At 43.6% G+C, this 16,199-nt stretch carries 18 protein-coding genes; 10 read left to right on the top strand and 8 right to left on the bottom strand.

The window, feature by feature from the left end; all coding sequences use genetic code 11:
• Position 1 precedes the first annotated feature (1 nt).
• From EWA64_RS07945 to EWA64_RS07935, 3 genes are all read right to left on the bottom strand, one after another.
• Positions 2-2,800 carry a type I restriction endonuclease subunit R gene (locus EWA64_RS07945; protein ID WP_061893774.1) on the bottom strand — a complete coding sequence of 933 codons (2,799 nt, stop codon included), beginning with the start codon at positions 2,798-2,800 and terminating at the stop codon, positions 2-4.
• 183 nt (positions 2,801-2,983) lie between these two features.
• Positions 2,984-3,655 carry a DUF4276 family protein gene (locus EWA64_RS07940; RefSeq protein ID WP_061893775.1) on the bottom strand — a complete coding sequence of 224 codons (672 nt, stop codon included), beginning with the start codon at positions 3,653-3,655 and terminating at the stop codon, positions 2,984-2,986.
• The gene (locus tag EWA64_RS07935; protein WP_000034199.1) at positions 3,652-4,755 is read right to left on the bottom strand and encodes an AAA family ATPase; all 1,104 of its coding nucleotides are present in this window, start codon (positions 4,753-4,755) and stop codon (positions 3,652-3,654) included. The genes EWA64_RS07940 and EWA64_RS07935 overlap by 4 nt, the downstream gene beginning before the upstream one ends.
• 317 nt (positions 4,756-5,072) lie before the next feature.
• Here EWA64_RS07935 and radC point away from each other — a divergent pair, with 317 nt between their 5' ends.
• The 3 genes from radC to EWA64_RS07920 are packed head-to-tail and all read left to right on the top strand — an operon-like array spanning position 5,073 to position 6,456.
• Entirely contained in the window at positions 5,073-5,540 is a 468-nt protein-coding gene (radC, locus tag EWA64_RS07930; RefSeq protein WP_061893776.1) for a RadC family protein, read from the top strand.
• Positions 5,537-5,986: a DUF2787 family protein gene (locus tag EWA64_RS07925; RefSeq protein WP_061893777.1), complete on the top strand. Its 450-nt coding sequence runs from the start codon at positions 5,537-5,539 to the stop codon at positions 5,984-5,986. Before radC ends, EWA64_RS07925 begins: the two co-directional genes overlap by 4 nt.
• A gap of 38 nt (positions 5,987-6,024) precedes the next feature.
• Positions 6,025-6,456 carry a DUF2787 family protein gene (locus tag EWA64_RS07920; RefSeq protein ID WP_061893778.1) on the top strand — a complete coding sequence of 144 codons (432 nt, stop codon included), beginning with the start codon at positions 6,025-6,027 and terminating at the stop codon, positions 6,454-6,456.
• Between the two features lie 7 nt (positions 6,457-6,463).
• On the opposite strand, the gene EWA64_RS07915 is transcribed toward EWA64_RS07920, so the two are convergent.
• Entirely contained in the window at positions 6,464-6,802 is a 339-nt protein-coding gene (locus EWA64_RS07915) for a YkvA family protein (protein ID WP_061893779.1), read from the bottom strand.
• A gap of 139 nt (positions 6,803-6,941) precedes the next feature.
• Here EWA64_RS07915 and EWA64_RS07910 point away from each other — a divergent pair, with 139 nt between their 5' ends.
• Together EWA64_RS07910 and EWA64_RS07905 are read left to right on the top strand one after the other, a co-directional pair.
• On the top strand, positions 6,942-7,193 hold the full coding sequence (locus EWA64_RS07910; protein WP_004724214.1) for a hypothetical protein: 252 nt from the start codon (positions 6,942-6,944) through the stop codon (positions 7,191-7,193).
• A 179-nt stretch (positions 7,194-7,372) separates the two neighbouring features.
• Positions 7,373-8,341 (top strand): helix-turn-helix transcriptional regulator, encoded by a 969-nt coding sequence (locus EWA64_RS07905; RefSeq protein WP_061893780.1) that lies wholly within the window; start codon positions 7,373-7,375, stop codon positions 8,339-8,341.
• Here EWA64_RS07905 and EWA64_RS07900 read toward each other — a convergent pair.
• Entirely contained in the window at positions 8,338-8,559 is a 222-nt protein-coding gene (locus EWA64_RS07900; protein ID WP_005378664.1) for a helix-turn-helix transcriptional regulator, read from the bottom strand. The genes EWA64_RS07905 and EWA64_RS07900 overlap by 4 nt on opposite strands.
• A 77-nt stretch (positions 8,560-8,636) precedes the next feature.
• Here EWA64_RS07900 and EWA64_RS07895 point away from each other — a divergent pair, with 77 nt between their 5' ends.
• The gene (locus tag EWA64_RS07895; protein WP_061893781.1) at positions 8,637-9,626 is read left to right on the top strand and encodes a GTPase family protein; all 990 of its coding nucleotides are present in this window, start codon (positions 8,637-8,639) and stop codon (positions 9,624-9,626) included.
• Between the two features lie 110 nt (positions 9,627-9,736).
• Entirely contained in the window at positions 9,737-10,183 is a 447-nt protein-coding gene (locus EWA64_RS07890) for a hypothetical protein (RefSeq protein WP_061893782.1), read from the top strand.
• A gap of 40 nt (positions 10,184-10,223) precedes the next feature.
• On the opposite strand, the gene EWA64_RS07885 is transcribed toward EWA64_RS07890, so the two are convergent.
• Together EWA64_RS07885 and EWA64_RS07880 are read right to left on the bottom strand one after the other, a co-directional pair.
• On the bottom strand, positions 10,224-10,868 hold the full coding sequence (locus EWA64_RS07885) for an inovirus Gp2 family protein (RefSeq protein WP_061893783.1): 645 nt from the start codon (positions 10,866-10,868) through the stop codon (positions 10,224-10,226).
• 192 nt (positions 10,869-11,060) lie between these two features.
• Complete coding sequence (locus EWA64_RS07880) at positions 11,061-12,095, bottom strand: hypothetical protein (protein ID WP_005378669.1); 1,035 nt, start codon at positions 12,093-12,095, stop codon at positions 11,061-11,063.
• Positions 12,096-12,239: 144 nt separating this feature from the next.
• Between EWA64_RS07880 and EWA64_RS07875 the strand changes: the two genes are divergently transcribed.
• The 3 genes from EWA64_RS07875 (at position 12,240) to EWA64_RS07865 (ending at position 14,850) form a co-directional block, all read left to right on the top strand.
• A complete protein-coding gene (locus EWA64_RS07875) occupies positions 12,240-12,911 on the top strand; it encodes a hypothetical protein (RefSeq protein ID WP_039450979.1) in 672 nt (223 codons plus the stop codon).
• 251 nt (positions 12,912-13,162) lie between these two features.
• Positions 13,163-13,630: a Panacea domain-containing protein gene (locus EWA64_RS07870; protein WP_005378671.1), complete on the top strand. Its 468-nt coding sequence runs from the start codon at positions 13,163-13,165 to the stop codon at positions 13,628-13,630.
• On the top strand, positions 13,627-14,850 hold the full coding sequence (locus EWA64_RS07865) for a RelA/SpoT domain-containing protein (protein WP_005378672.1): 1,224 nt from the start codon (positions 13,627-13,629) through the stop codon (positions 14,848-14,850). The genes EWA64_RS07870 and EWA64_RS07865 overlap by 4 nt, the downstream gene beginning before the upstream one ends.
• A 192-nt stretch (positions 14,851-15,042) precedes the next feature.
• On the opposite strand, the gene trmA is transcribed toward EWA64_RS07865, so the two are convergent.
• Positions 15,043-16,152, bottom strand: a complete 1,110-nt coding sequence (gene trmA, locus EWA64_RS07860) for a tRNA (uridine(54)-C5)-methyltransferase TrmA (RefSeq protein WP_061893784.1) — start codon at positions 16,150-16,152, stop codon at positions 15,043-15,045.
• Positions 16,153-16,199: the final 47 nt, after the last annotated feature.

The following is a 16,199-nucleotide window of genomic DNA, read 5'->3' as shown; positions in this document are numbered from 1 at the left end:
ATCAGGCAGCCAACTCTTTTGCTAGCTGTAGAATTTCGTTAATTTCTGAAGAGCCAAACACCCCGCGAATGCCTTGCGGGTGGATCACGGTAAAGGGGGCTTTGATCAGATCTTTCTTGTCGATTTTTTCGCGCTCAATGATAAAGTTTTTCAGCAAGTTTAAAAACTCCAACTGACGGCTATTGAGCGTATTGTGCGCACGAATGAACTGATCAAACGCAGTACTGACCTCGTCGGGGAAACTTTTCAGCATTTCAATACCAAGAATGTGGCGAATGAACTGCAAAAAGCGTGCTTTTCGGTTTTTGTACACTTGGCGCAGTAGGTCTTCGGTGATGTGTGGGTGCTCTTGGTGCAGCAGTTGTGCCAGTTGTTGGGCTTCTTCGCTGTTTATCACTTCGCCATTTTTAATTTTTTGCAGCACAAGGTTATGTTCGGTGAGCTCGGCAATCAGGCTTTCGACCATTTCGCGGTAACGGGTGATGCTCACGCCTTCGTTTTGTGGACCAAATTCTACCCATTCTTTGTTGTGTAGTTCATCGGTCAAATCAAGGTGCGTTTGTTCTTTTCCGGTGCTTTGCTCGCGGAATTTCATCAGTGGGCTAAGTTTGGTTTCCATATCATCGAAACCATCTTCATCTGCCTTGCGCCAAAATAGCGGCGTTTGTGCAGCGCGGATCAGTTCCTCTTCTAATTTGACAAAAGGCACTGAGAGTGGCAGTTCACTGATTTGTTCGACTATGGCTTCTTTGATGGTTTCGGCCCGCGTTTTTTCTTCTTTAAGAACGGCTAAGGTGTACTCCAGCACATCACGCTCAAAACGCATGGCTTTGAAATCGGCCTCGGAGACGGTGCGAAACAGCGGTTTGATCTCGGTACGCAGAAATTCTAGTTTGTCGTGGTTAAGGGTGAGCCAGAAGTTCTCTTCATTAAGGTGTGCGAGCTTTGCGGCAGCTTCTTTAATGACAACGGAATGCTGTGGCAACTGAGCGATTTGCTTACGGAGTTTTACCACTTCACGCGCTGCGGTATCGGCATTGTTTGTGTCGTTAGCGGCTTCTATCTTATCTAGCCGTAGCCCTACTAATTTGACGGGCAACGGAAGTTGGGATCTTAGCTCTTTGCCTTTGGGGTTGAGCTTGAAATACTCGAAGTTGTCCCAACAATCAAGGATTAAAAATACGTCTTTTTCCAGACACCAAGGTTTTGGCTTACTGGTTTCAAGCAGGCGGGTGCCACGGCCGACCATCTGCCAAAATTTAGTGTATGAATAGACAGGTTTAGCAAAGACAAGGTTGACGATTTCACGCACATCGATGCCGGTATCAAGCATATCAACGCTGATGGCAATGCGAGGCATGTCATTATTGGTAAACTGGTCAAGCAGTCCGCCTTTACCGTAAACACGAGGGTCGTCTGACACTAGTACCTTAGCGAGTTCACCATTATATTGCGGATAGAGTTTGTCGAAGATTTCTTCTATGCGCCTTGCATGGGCTTTGGTGGTACAGAAGAAGATAGTTTTTCCGGGCAACACGCCGTTGCCATCTTTAATGGCTTCTTCCATAAATTCGCGCACGATCAGGGTGTTAGTGCCCTTATTGAACACTTGCTTTTCCAACTGGGTGCCTTCGAAGTGGATGTCTTCGATTTCTTTGCCTTGGAGGATTAGTTTTTTCTGATCTTCCAGCGAAATAGTGCGTTTACTGATGCCTTCCATTTGAAACTTAGTCTGAATTTTCATCACCTGAAAATTACAGAGATAAGGTGGCATGTTGTTGACCGCTTCTTCATAGGTGTAGGCAAAGGTGGGAATGCCATCTTCGCAATGAAATAGCTCGAATGTATTGTGATCGATGATATCCGTAGGTGTAGCAGTTAAGCCGAGGGTGATGGTTTTAAAATAATCAAGCACTTCACCAAAGGTGTTGTAGATAGAACGATGACTTTCATCGACTACAATAAAATCAAAGAAGTGAGACGATAGATGTTGAGACTCATCACGAATGATATTTAGCATAGTATTGTATGTTGCTACGTATACTCGCCTGTCTTTAGCAATGACTTTTTCGCCTAAGTTAGGCCAGCGCGGCTCGTTAGGCATGTACTCTTTGAAGGCAGTTAGCGCTTGTTCACGTAAAGCGATACGATCGACCAGAAACAGAACTTTTTCGACATGACTTGCTCGCATTAGCGCATCTGTCAGGGCAATACATGTACGAGTTTTGCCAGTGCCAGTTGCCATTACAAGTAGGAAGTCCCGCTTCTTTTGTTCAATTCCTTCTAGCACTGAACGTATAGCACGGATCTGATAATCTCGCCCAGCGATAGAGGTATTGATAAATTCGTCCGCTAACAATTTACGATTACGGCGTATGTATGCGAAACGTTCTAGATCATCGCGCGTTGGAAAACCAACGACATTACGTGGCGGGGCGCTTTCGAGGTCCCAGAAGTAGAGGTCATGACCATTGGTGTAAAAACAAAATGGCAACTCACAGCCTAACTGTTTTTGGATGTTATAGCAGTATTGTTTTGCTTGCTCTCGACCAAGAGATGCATCTTTGCTAGTTTTTTTTGCTTCTATTACAGCTAGTGGTATTCCATCTTTTCCTAACAAAACATAATCAGCAAATTGATGACCATCATATTGTGTGTCTGGCTCTTCGATACTGTTGTGTTTTTGTATTGAAACATTGAATTCCTTTGCTACCGAGGATGGGTCATCAACTTTCCATCCTGATTTTTTTAGCCGAGTATCAATAAGTTCAATGCGTGTTAGCTTTTCTGATTTATCCACTTCTAGCCTCTTCTAAATCCCAAACAGAAAAGTCGAGTTGTTTGGAATATATTCATCGTTTAATAGCGATGGGATGCTTTTTTAGCTGGTTACTGTAATAAACGCGTTCCCTTCGCTGGCTGATTATATTCTGCGTTCGCTTTATTTTTGTTCTACGGTTTCTAATTTTATGAAGAATGAAATCTATTTTTCAGCCAGTGCTTCTATATTTTTTAGCCAACTATCAAACAAAGGGCATTTCTCACGCATAGTATCTAGGCCCACTTCTAAAGCTGCCAAAGTTCCTAAAAGTGGTTTTTCATAGCCGAAAATATGTTTTTCGATGCGCTTACTTGGTGCTGTTTGCGGACTGTTGTTGATATGTTCTGGTGAATCGAAGCTGTTTGCGATCTCGGTAAAGGCCGCTTCCAATTCTACTTTGTCCATCCCTTGAGCCATCTTTGTCGGATCGCTAAAGAGCAGTGCTTCAAACTCATACATCTGCACGTAAGGGATAAACCGACGCATAGCGTTCGCACCGATTTTCTCAGTTAATTTTTCTGCGAATGCGTTTTGCAATGTTTGAGCCTTAACGGCGACAGATGCATTGGCATCGACGGCATTCTTACCAGGGAAGCTCTCTGGTAACCCGTAAAAATCAAAGAAGGTGGTGCAATAGCACTGTTGATCTGCCAGCAAACGCTTTTCGATATCAGGAGCAAGCCGTTCAAACTTGAAGTTTCCTCCTTTATGGCCTGGGCGACCAATAAGCCCAGGCATCAAGTAAATGCCTTTAAGGGCGAATGGCTCCACCAGCAACTCTTTCACAAAAGCTTCTTCTGTTTGTCCTTCACAAATTACATGCACTATGGTCATTTTGATGGTCTCCCACCAATGATGTTTTTCTCCCATAGCTCGCCAACCGAATAATCATCTAGCCAAGTACGGAATTTATCAGCATCTAAGCGTTTAAATGTCGATGCGCCTTCTTCTCGCTCTACAACAATAAGATCATCCAACTCAAATTCATTAAGCAGTGGAACGGATTGCGTAGATACGATCACCTGCATCCGTTTTGACGCACTGCGTAACAATGCCCCTAATAGCGTTATTGCATAAGGGTGTAAGCCTAGTTCTGGCTCATCGATGATGATGGTCGATGGTGGGTTAGGTTGCAATAAAGCTGTGACCAAACAAATAAAACGGATAGAGCCATCGGAAAGCTGACTTGGCCAAAGAGGGTAGTCACTATCGGCTTGTTTCCACAGTAAGCGTATTTGCTCTTCACCAGAAGCAAGCTGAATAGGTTTGAGAACGAAGTCATCAAAGAATGGTACAGCTAAACGCACGGTTTTGCAGATTTGTGCATACACCTCAGAGTTTTCACGCTGTAGCTTAAATAAGTATGCGGCTAAGTTGCTCGCATCTGAACGTAGATACTCGTTATCGTGAACTGCCCCAAGGCGCTTTACTGCTGCTGTGTCGCTCGTATCATGGAAATGAAAAACCTTCCAAGCAGAAATCGCTGAATAACAGAAAGAGGCCACTTTTGATGACGTGCCTGATTGCATCTCTTTCTTTAAGTTAGACTCCTTGTGTCCGGCTCCTAAGTTGGGCTCTGTAACCCCAAAAAATGGGCCGTCAAAATAGAGCTTCTCACTCGAAAAAGTGAAATTATCGTCCGTGGTAGGCTCTAAATCTGCCGAATAGCCATTCACCCCAAAACGTATAGTGGTATGAAGTTTCTGAGTCTCTTTGACGCCATATGACAATACACGATCAGCGCCACCTTGTTTGCTCGTCCAAACTTGCAAACGACCTTCAACTAACTCATGCAACATTCTAAAGTAACTGACAAAGTTACTCTTACCGACGCCATTTGCACCGATAAGAACGTTTAAGTTGTTGAGCTGTAGCTTATCCAGCGAACGGATAGACTTAAAACCCTGGATGGTTAACCTGTCTATCTTACTCATTGGCTTCCTCTTTTCTGATTACGACGTATTGTTGATTGAATGGCTTGTTGATTTAGCAGAACTAAGCGTATTTCGATTGATGGACGATTATACCTCACAACCGTCACTTTCTGCGCTTTTCTCTTTGTTTTCTCCATCAAACTCTGACGGTCTTAAAATTGTGCATCAAGTCTAAGATGAGAGTAGCACACAAATCCGCGTCACTTTATAGCTGAAAATACCACGATTTGCCGTTGCTGCCCCATAGCAATCAAAACAATTTCAGATAGATATCATCTTCGTGCATACCTCAACGGTTTCATTTTTAGGAGCTTTTTATGCGCGAAAATAACTACTATTTTGATGGTCCTGTTACGGCGGACAGGGTGCTCGACGCGGCCGCAGAAATCCTTGCTGCACGCGCCCTCCGAGGCGATCAATATTGCAATCCCGAAGCAACAAAAACCTATTTATCTTGCAAGTTAAAACACCATGAAAGAGAGGTGTTTGCGGTGATGTTTCTAGATAATCAGCATCGCCTTATTGCCTTTCAAGAGCTGTTCTTTGGCACAATTGATTCGGCAAGTGTTTATCCCCGAGAAGTCCTCAAAGCGGCTTTAAAAGTCAATGCCGCTGCGCTCATCTTTGCTCACAATCACCCTTCTGGTGATGCCACACCTTCCCAAGCCGATAAACAAATTACGCAAAGGCTTAAAGAGGCTTTAGCGCTGGTGGACATTCGAGTTCTTGATCATATCGTGGTTGGTGATAGCGCCATCTCTTTTGCAGAAAGGGGGCTACTATGATCCAGAAAACATCGGGTGAACTGAAACTGTTGGATGGCTTTCATCGAGCATTGCTTTTGGTAATCCAACGTTATTCGATTCCTCCACAAGCTCAACGTATGGTCCTGAACTGTCGACAAAGACGCTATTACCAGACGGGGCAGGGGCTTCATCCCATTGAAATACAATTTCGTCGGGCATCGGCCAATGAAGATTGGCAGGTTGTCTGCTTAGCGAGTTTTTCTTATTCGGAAAGTAAACCGAGTGAGATGGAGCCTGAACTCTACTTTCATCTCTTCAATCTTTGGTGTTATCAACCAGATAGCGGTGCAGCAAGTCTCGCACACCCGCAAGTGAAAGCGCTGTTAGATACTTGGCTGAACGCTCTCTCTCGACACCTTACTCACTCCCTCTTTGATGACATTCAGTTATCGATAATTCATACCTTCGATGAACACCACTCATGATCACGTTTTAACCTCGGCCACTTTTAGGAGATCTAGCCATGTCTATACTGAATTTTACGCCGTCAGTGCTGCCTGTTTCTAATAAGCTTCTGACGTTATTAAACCAACATTGTCATGCCTCGATGGAATCAACACAGTCCACCAGCCATGCTCTCTCTATCCATTTTCGAGACAAAAGCTATAGCGCGGAAGAAGGGGGATATCATCCGGTTGAGGTTGGCCTCAACATTGTGAATGGTAAAACGGTTGATATTCTCTACATTACCGATTTTGCGTATATGGGGAACTATTATCCGGAGCTAGAGCGATGCATTGATTTTGACTTTGGTAATCAAGTTGCTTTTACCGTTGCCACGGGATGGCAAAGCATTCGCTCTCCTGGTATCGATGAGCTGTATCAAATGTGGGAGCAAAACTTTCTTCAGTACGTCGAATGGGAGTGTTACGACGACATTCAGATTTCTCATTAACTTTTTATCAATCTAGCCAGACTTCCACCTGTTGCTTTGCTTCTTGCTTATGTTCTTGTTTTACATGCGCCCCTACCGAAGCCAAAGCCGCCATCAACATACCAATGTCATCACTATAGCCAACCCCTACCAATACATCGGGTATGGCATCAATAGGTAAGACAAAGTAACCCAGCGCACTCAGTATTGCGGTTTTCGCCCAGCGTGGCGTATCGCTGTCTTTCGCACAGTAGTAAAGGAGCAAGGCCGTTTCAATAACCTCACGACCAGCTTTCTTGGCGTAGCGTTTGAGCTTATCCCAAAAGGATTGCTCACGGTAATGTTCTTGGTGTTGAGTGTCTTGCATGAGAGGCCCCTCTGTTGAGGTTTCAGGATACTGGCTAGCTCGCTCATTTTTAAGACAAACCTTATCCGGTACGACATAAGTTAACGCACCAATTCGTACTATGCATGGGAATTGACCACTTAATAAGAAGGATAACCAAATGGGATTTTGGGACAACGTTGGAAAGCTTGCTAAAGCAGGTGCACAAGCGGGAGCGAAGATGGCTTCTGATACGTACGGTGATATGAAAGAAGCGCAAGCGGATGCTGCTCGTAAGAGTGATGATCAGTTAGCGCGCACTATTGCCAATCGTTCAGGCGGTACATGGGCCATTGGGGCTGCTCGCCAGGAGCTTAAAAGTCGTGGCTATAGTGACGATGCCATTCAAAGCTTGGTGAACCGTCACCGTTAATGATGGTAAGTGGACACGGCGCTTTGCTGTGTCCCCTGCTTTCTTTATTTCCTCGCAAACTGCTGCGACATAAGTCAACGCAGCGCCTCGTAAACTCTCTTCAATCAATTCGTTAGCTCATTGTCTTTACTCAACTCTTGTGTGGGTGAGGGTTCGTGCGCTTAAAAATAAAGCCATCTATGAACGATACTAAGCTTAATCGCTCTCAGCATTACATCCAGCTGGTTCTTGAGATTTATAAGCGCATTCCGAACAGTCGCAAAATCACAGCCAAAGAGATCCAGCAGCAACTGAGTGAAGTGGGCATTGTGCGTTCAGAGCGAACCATTCAGCGCAATCTCACCGATATCGCCCAGTTCTTTGATGATGTCGACGTGGATATGCGCGACAAGCCTTTTGGCTATAGTCGTCGCTCGCGCCATTTGCTCTCACACGGTCCACAAGAGGCGGTTTTATTGAGCTTGGCGGAAAATTATCTGCGTTATCTCCTCCCTGTGAACTTGATGAAAACTCTCGACACGGTTTTCAATGATGCCAAGCAACACCTATTTCCTACCACCAGCAATGTGAAAGAGCGTCAATGGCTAAAGAAAGTGCGCTTTGTTAGTGAGGGCGTACCGTTGCTTCCTCCCTACATCGACAATGAGATTTTTGAGAAGGTCAGTTACGCTCTCTTCCACAATCGTTATTTGTCCCTTTGTTATACCAATGCCAATCTAGAGCAGAAAAGCAAAGAGGTGATGCCATTGGGGTTAGCGCAACAAGGAAGCCGTCTTTATCTCGTGTGCCGTTTTCGCGGTCACACCAACGAACGTTCTTTGGCGTTGCATCGTATCCATAAAGCAAACATCTCTACGTTTGATTTTGCTTATCCAAGTGATTTTGACTTGGAACGGTATGATTTAGATGGGCGTTTTTACTTTGGTGAAGGGGAGGAAATACGACTGTCGTTTTGTATTGGCAGAGAAAGCGGTTATCACTTACTCGAAACGCCGCTGTCGATCGATCAGCACGTGGAATTAATTGATGGTGGATATCAAGTGACGGCAACGGTGATTGACTCACTTCAGCTCGATCGATGGTTACGCGGGTTTGGTGATGAGGTCTGGAGCATTACAAAAGAGGAATGCACCACAAAAATTGCTTAAGCCACTGCCTCTTGTTCTAGCATTGGCAAACCCAATCGCTCATCTCGTTCTGCCACTCTTTCTAATATCCAGTCTTGTACTTCACTTTCTACCCAAGCCACGCTGCGAAAACCCAGTGATACCGATTTAGGGAACTTACCCTCTGCCATGAGCTTGTACATATACGCACGGCTCAAACCTGTATTATCCAGCACTTCTTTTAGTCGAATTAGTCTCATTTTTCTATCCTCATGATTTGTTCGTCATAAGGAGGTAGCTAGTTGTAATTTTTCCGGACGCTAACTAAGGAGCGCTTATGTCCGAACAGCACGATCTTTTCACTACGCTTGAAAGTGAGATACGCCAGGCATTCCTCAATGAACGTACTCGCACCAAGTTACTCGATAACCTCAAACAAATGAGAGCCACCGAGCTCAACATTCTCATTACAGGAGCCACCGGAGCAGGAAAAAGCTCAACGATTAACGCTCTCTTTGACATGAGTGTTGCAGAGGTGGGAATCAGTTGTGAGCCGCACACTCAGGGTGTTACGCAATATCGTCTGAACAATCTTATTCTTTGGGATAGTCCTGGTCTGGGGGATGGCATCGAAGAAGATAAGCGTCATGCCCGCTTATTGAAAAACACGCTGAGAGCGAGAGATGAGCAGAACCGTTTCGTGATTGACTTGGTACTTGTGATTCTTGATGGTAGCTCACGCGATTTAGGCACACCTATCACCTTGATTAACGATGTGCTTATTCCAGTATTAGGCGAAGACGCACAGCACCGTTTAATTATCGCCATTAATCAAGCCGATAATGCGTTAAAAGGAAATCAAGCCTGGAACTACGAAAGCAATACACCGACACCTGTGTCGAAAACTTATCTTGAAACCATGGTGCGCTCGGTTCATCGACGCGTATTACGCGCAACAGGGGTGTATCTAAAGCCCGTCTACTACGTTGCGGGGCACAGTGATGGATTGGCCAAGCAACGGCCCTATAACCTTTCCAAGTTGCTGTATTTGATTGTTGAACGTTTACCAAAAAATAAACGGCTCTTACTGGCAAATCGCACGCTTTCCCCTCGACATGAGAATTGGAAAGACAACGATGCCAGTGATTACAACAAAAAAACCAGTCTTAGTTTGTGGGAGGCAATCTTCGACACGACGACTCAAGGTGCTCAATACGGCGAAGAAATAGGAAGTGTGTTTGGCACGACAGGCAAGCACCTGGGCAAAATTATAGGCGGTGCGCTAGGGGCATGCTTAGGCGGTTTACGCTATCTCTTTGGCTGGTAGATAAGCGCCGCTACGGCTACATCTCTCAAAGCCAATCTCTCTTCGACATAAGTTGTCGCAACCACCTTTTAATATCAACTCATTGAATAACTGTTCAAAGGATACTTCTCATGAAACCAATTGTGCTTACAACGGCACTGTCAGTGCTATTGGCCTTTAATGCGTCTGCTGAAGGCTACAAAGTGGAATACAAAGACATCAATACTCAATGGGGAACCAAAACGAAAATATTTGTGACCTCTCTGTTTGATTTCACCACTATCTACAAAATTGAGGTGAATCGAGGCAACTGCGAAGTTGCCTGGCCAGAGGTACCGAAGGTTACTGTTAACAAGAATAAATACAGCCAATCAGATGAGTTACTGAAAAATCTCAGTAACCCAGACTATAAGAAGCCCTCAAGCAGTAACACAACGAGTGGTGTGGTATGGCACCCATACCCATCTGTTGACTTGGAGTATGGTGACTCAACAGGTTACGTCACTACAACGCGCTGTCGAGTCTTAGAGATAACGGTCTTCTCCAGTGAAGGTGAGTTCCGCTACACGACGGATTAGGTGACAGAAAGGCCCCTGCGGGCCTTTCTTTTTTGTAAACTCAATAGCGACTGTAATCGAAGCTTCTTCCGTTCCCAGGTAGTTTACTTTCTTTTTTGGCAAAGTAACTAACACGGTAAAAGGCTTGATTGTATTGATTCTCATAGATCTCTTTATCGCACCTGTTATTTATTTCACACGTGCCGTTCTCAGCGAAATGAACCGCACTACTTACTTGTTCAACCGAAAGACCAGTTGCACTTGCCCAAGCTTTAGCAATCATCCCTGAAACGTATTCTCCCGTAACATCATTGTAAGGCCCCATTCCTTTAAAAACATCACCGTTTAGCAACACAGCAACGTGATAGTGAGGGTTCTCTGAAGTGACGGCCTCTTTGCACCAAATAAATCGTGGCTTAGAGTGGCGGTTGTGCGTCTTACGTTTTAGGTAAGCACACATCATCGCTTTGAAGGATTCTTGAAATTTTGTGATTTGATTACTTGATACTTTCTCGCTTGAAAAACCTTTGGGGTATCTCAAATCGATACGAAGTAGCAACGTTCGAGGGTATTGATCTAGAGCCCTATCAAAAGTGCTTTTAATAGCTAAAAGGCAGGAAGGTATTAGAGGTCCTTTCTTGGAGTATACCGGTAAGTCCATATCATCAATGGTGAGTATTTCTGCATGTTCAAGATAATTGTTCATTTCTATCATTCCTATTGGTTAGTGTTCTCAATAGGTAGATAGGTTGTTGTAATTAATTAGATAAGATTCATATAAATATTAATTAGATAAGATTCATATAAATACTATTATTACCGACAGTTTTTCACTCCCTCCTTCCTGCCATGTACCTTTGTTCAGCAAGTCTTCCTGTAGCTTCAAAACTTGCAAAAGTTACTCTGATAAAAAGTTAGGCCCCCGTTTGAGAAGGAGTCTCTGATTTTTCTCATTGATACCAATCGCAAATTGCTTTCCATCAACAACATCAAGGGCTCTGATTGTACGTGCTAGGTCCAATGCACGATAAGCAAGAAATTCGATTAACTTATTGACTTTCTCTTTTTCAAGCTTAAGTGTTGCCCAGGCAAAGTGTTCACGTATAACACGCTCATACCACTCAATGTCTGTACAAACCTTTCCTTCGACATTGATGAACTTAATGATTTCACTTTCAATAAAGTAATCTATGTGTTCTGCAAACTCTTTATTGCATTTTACGTCAGCAACTTTTTGAAATAATAAAGGTATTGTGAGGTTGTAAACGGGATTCAGCGCTCCAGACGATTTTAAATGGGCGATAAAGCTGTAGTAGCTTTGGTCATGATCGTACATTGATAAGTTCAGAAAAATTATTGACTTTCTTTTCCTTAGAACAGAGTGGCTGAGACCTTTGATATACCCCTTGATATAACCAAGTCTTCTAAGCTTGCTGAACATTGCTTGAGCTTTACGTTCAGTACATCCCATAAATCTGCATAAATCTCTAAGGCTTATACTATCAACAGTCCCAGATTCCGTAGCCTCACTTAAAAGATGGGTAAGCATTAAGCGATTTGACAGCGTCAACTCTTTAGCATGCTGATTACTATACCAAAGATGATTCATCCACCTCCTCATATAGATGGGGCGTTGTTCAAACTGACTACTCAACTCATCAAAATCAATGCCTGTAAGTTGATAGCGTGTGACTGGTCTTCCTCGTTTTCTAGGTGCTTCTTTCTCAGGTATCAAGAGAATAACTTTTGCCTCTATCAATAAGCGTAGACAGCGCCTTATAAGGCGTTCTGAGGCTTGGTATTTTCGGGCCATATATAGAACAGGTTTTCTGTAAAAATTGTCTGATTCGGCATCCAAATACATAAGCAGCAGTAGCATTCTAGCTTCAGCGTTTAGTTTGTCATTCTCTTGGAAAGTCCAGTTTACAATCATAAAATCACATTTATATTTATTTATAAGACGTTTTGGTATGTATATTACATGGTTTTTCTTTCTATGTCCTTGGACTACGTCCAAAGACATAGGTATAGTGTGAAGGATGCCAACTATATTGAAAAAGCTGGAAGCTAGAGTGATATGAGTGAGAAAAAAATACGTCCATTAGAAGGTTTTAGCTTCAACAATGAATCTCATGTGAAATGGTTAAATACGTATCTAGCAAAAGCCAAAACTAATCCAATTGTCGAAAAGCATTACTTTGGATTGTTTCAGTTATCAGCATCACCTAAAAAACGACTTCAAAATTTTTTTATAGATTGTAAAAATTCAGCTGATGGTAGAGAGATCTGGTTACTTATGCATGGAGCTTGGGGGAAAAGGTCGAGAAGAGAAAAGCAAAAGCGGAAGGGGAAAAAACAGTATAATTTTGAACTCACGATAGAATTTGGTCAAAATCTTCAAGCTTTAGCCACAAAGAGGGGACAGACTCAGCAGAAGGTTCTTGAAGGGCTTGTAAATGGTTCATTAACATCAATGCTCGAAGTTCGAAAGTTACAAGAAACTGATAGAATTCTATCACTAGAAGCTACAGCCAATACCACGTTAGAAAAGGAGTTAGGCTCTGCTCGAAAAAAAATTTTAGAGTTGGAGTCAAAAATTGCGACTCTTAAAAAAGAGAACCTTCACAAGCCCTCTCAAAGCGACAATGTTTCTACTAACCATCATGCAGATGAACCGGTACAACTGACTCTAGAAAGAAAAGGTCGTTCAATTATTCACATGCAGCCAAAGGACAGTGACCAAGACTAAGCTCTTTACGCTATAAATACCACTAGTAGAGCTGGTGGCTAGGCGCTTGGTGTGCTTAATGTAAGGAAGTTGTCTGCTTATGCATGTGAGCATGTAACGCGCTGGCTATTCACATGAACATGTTGCTTATTTTTGCGAACTAGCATCTAACAGTGAATAAAATCACTGTCTTTAAATACAGCGATGGTTTACACTTTTTGCGTTATATCAACCGGATTATGTAAACTATTTGGACGAAATTGGAATAAAAAATGAAAGCATATCACACATACAGTGCTGTAGACGTTGCATGGAGCCTGCTCAAGCATGCGAAAGAGCAAGGTAAATGCTTCTCCAATTTGCAGCTACAAAAACTTACCTATGTTTGTCATGGTTTATCCTTGGCACACTTCCAGCGTCCTCTCGTCGTAGATGATGTATTTGCTTGGAAGTTTGGTCCAGTGGTGCCATCTGTTTACTTTCGCTTTAAATCTTATGGTAGTAGTGTGATCACTGAACAATGTGATGTAGCACTAGACCAAGAAAGTGAGTCTATTGTTAAAGATGTAGTCTCTAAGCTGGGCCATTTGACGGGGCCTCAACTTGTAGATTTAACTCACCGCGAAGGAAGTCCATGGCATCAGGTATGGGATGGCACACACCAAAAAGTGATTCCGGACCATTTGATTCAAGCCCATTACACTCAAATCAAACAATCTGGACGAACAGCTAGCCTGTGAGTAACAAAGAAAATAGTGTCGTCAGTTTTTACATTGACGACACCCCCACAGCTGAACAAGCTTCAAAAACCTTCCAAGACGACTACGAACTGGACTTTCAAGATTTTATAGAAAGAACGGTAAATGAAAGTGCTGCTGAAGACTTCTCGTACTCAAATAATGGAGTAAAGAAAGCTGGAAGACGGCTTCGCAAGAGAGAGGGCGACCTCAAGTCAGCTACTGCTACAATCCAACAGTTTCGAGCCGCACACGAAAAGCCATTAAACACTATCGCATATCTTGTTGGTCGTTGTTGCCGTGAACTGGGTATAGATGTTAAACCAGTTACACGGTTAAAGCGCTTAGAAACAATCGTAGATAAGTTGCAGCGTAAATCTCTTGATGGTGAAACGGCAAATGCTACTTGTGTAACCAATATGAATGATATTGGCGGCTGCAGGGCGATTTTTCCGGATTTAATTTCATTGGAGAAGGTGAAATCTCAACTGCAACTTACAGTTGAGAAGGTAGGCCGAGTTAGAATTAAAGATATTGATGACTATATTACTAGTCCTAAACCTAATGATTGTGGTTACCGAAGCTTGCATGTGATTTATCGCTATGACCATGCTAGTGGTAAAAGTTTTAACATTGAGGCTCAGCTACGTACTCGACTTCAACATCTTTGGGCTACTACAGTGGAAATTGTCGACATCCTAGAAGGTACCAAGATTAAGACTCACTCTCACAGTTCAAATGAAGGCAAGAGCAGTTTACAGGTTCAATGGGAAGAATTGCTTTCGATAATGAGCCAGTACATTGCTGATGCTGAAGGGGCTATAGAGCTAAGTGATATCGATAAAGCCAATTTTTCAAAGCGTTTGGTCGTCTTGGATCGCGAAATCAATGCGCTGAATCGGTTGAGTAGTTTTAAAATTTTATCTGAAAAGGTTAATTCTTACTGTGATAGTTCCATTGAGCACGTATTGCTAGTTATTAACGAAACTTCACGAGAATTGATCTTTAGTGAAGAGTTTGAAAATTACAGCCAAGCAATTTCAGTTTATAACGCAGCTGAGAAAGTCACTCGTAGCTACTCACGAGCAACCTCGAGACTCAATACCCTTCTCATATCCACAAAAAATATGGGCCAACTTTCGGAAGCCTACCCTAACTATCTAGGCGATTGTGCCTCATTCATCACTCTGCTTGAAGACGCAATGCTGTCTGGTGAAAGTTAAATACAAACCTTTCTTGTTGTTATTGACCCTTGTATCTAATCCTGCTTGTTAAAACGTGCACCAATCTGTCATTGAACTTGGTATGTGTAAAATATGACTTCTTGTGATGGCTTGAGGGTTAGACTTTATTGTCCCCGTACCCCAAGCCGTACCCAGAGCGATTTTCGCTACAATTAAAAACCGTTTAAACCCTTATTTAATGAGCTCTAGCATTACACCAGCTTCCATATGGTGGGTGTAAGGGAATTGGTCAAACAGAGCGAAGCGAGTAATGGTGTGGGTTTCGCTCAGAATTTCGAGGTTCTCGAGCAGGGTATCTGGGTTGCACGAAATGTACAAAATGCGCTCATAGCCCTGCACCATTTTACAAGTGTCTACATCCATACCTGCGCGCGGTGGATCGACAAAAATCGTATTGCAGTTGTAGCTCTTCAAATCTACGCCCGCATCTTTAAGGCGGCGAAACTCGCGTTTGCCTTCCATCGCTTCGGTAAACTCTTCCGCTGACATACGGATGATCTGCACGTTCTCAATTTTGTTGGCGGCAATGTTGTATTGCGCCGATTCCACCGACGGTTTTGCCAGTTCGGTAGCCAGCACGCGTTCAAAGTTTTGCGCCAGCGCGAGGGAGAAATTGCCGTTGCCGCAGTAAAGCTCTAGCAAATCGCCTTGGCTCTCTTGAGTGCAGTCGACCGCCCATGCCAACATTTTTTCCGCGACTTTGCCGTTTGGCTGCGTGAAACTGTTTTCCACTTGTTGGTAGATATAAGGCTTGCCGTTTACATCCAGCTTCTCGATCACGTAGTCGCGGTCGAGGACAATTTTCATTTTACGCGCACGGCCAATCAGGTTGAGGTTAAACCCTTCGTCGTTTAGACGTTGTTTCAGTGTCTTGGCGTTTTCGATCCAAGCATCGTCCAATTGACGATGGTAAAGCAGCGAAACGAGAATCTCGCCGCTCAATGTGGAGAGGAAGTCGACTTGGAACAGTTTGCGGCGTAGCGATTCATTGCCTTGCATGGCTTCGATAAGCAGTGGCATTAAATCGTTGATCAGGCGACTGGCGGCGGGGAACTGGTCCACACGGTATTTTTCACGTGTCTCTTGATTGAACATGATGTAATACATCTCGTCCCCTTCGTGCCACACACGAAACTCTGCGCGCATGCGGTAATGCTGCTCAGGGGACTCAAACACTTCCAGCTCTGGAGCTTGGTAAGGTGCGAACATATCAGTTAAGCGTTGCACTTTTTCTGCCAACTGAGCTTGGTAGCGCTGTGGGTTTACATCAAGAGTCGCCATGAATAGTTACCTTTTGGGTGCGTAAAAATAAAGAGCGCAGATTTTAT

Source organism: Vibrio cidicii (genome assembly GCF_009665415.1).
Lineage (GTDB): Bacteria > Pseudomonadota > Gammaproteobacteria > Enterobacterales > Vibrionaceae > Vibrio > Vibrio cidicii.
Note: the sequence above shows the minus strand (reverse complement) of the source record. Positions and strands in the feature narration are given on the sequence as shown.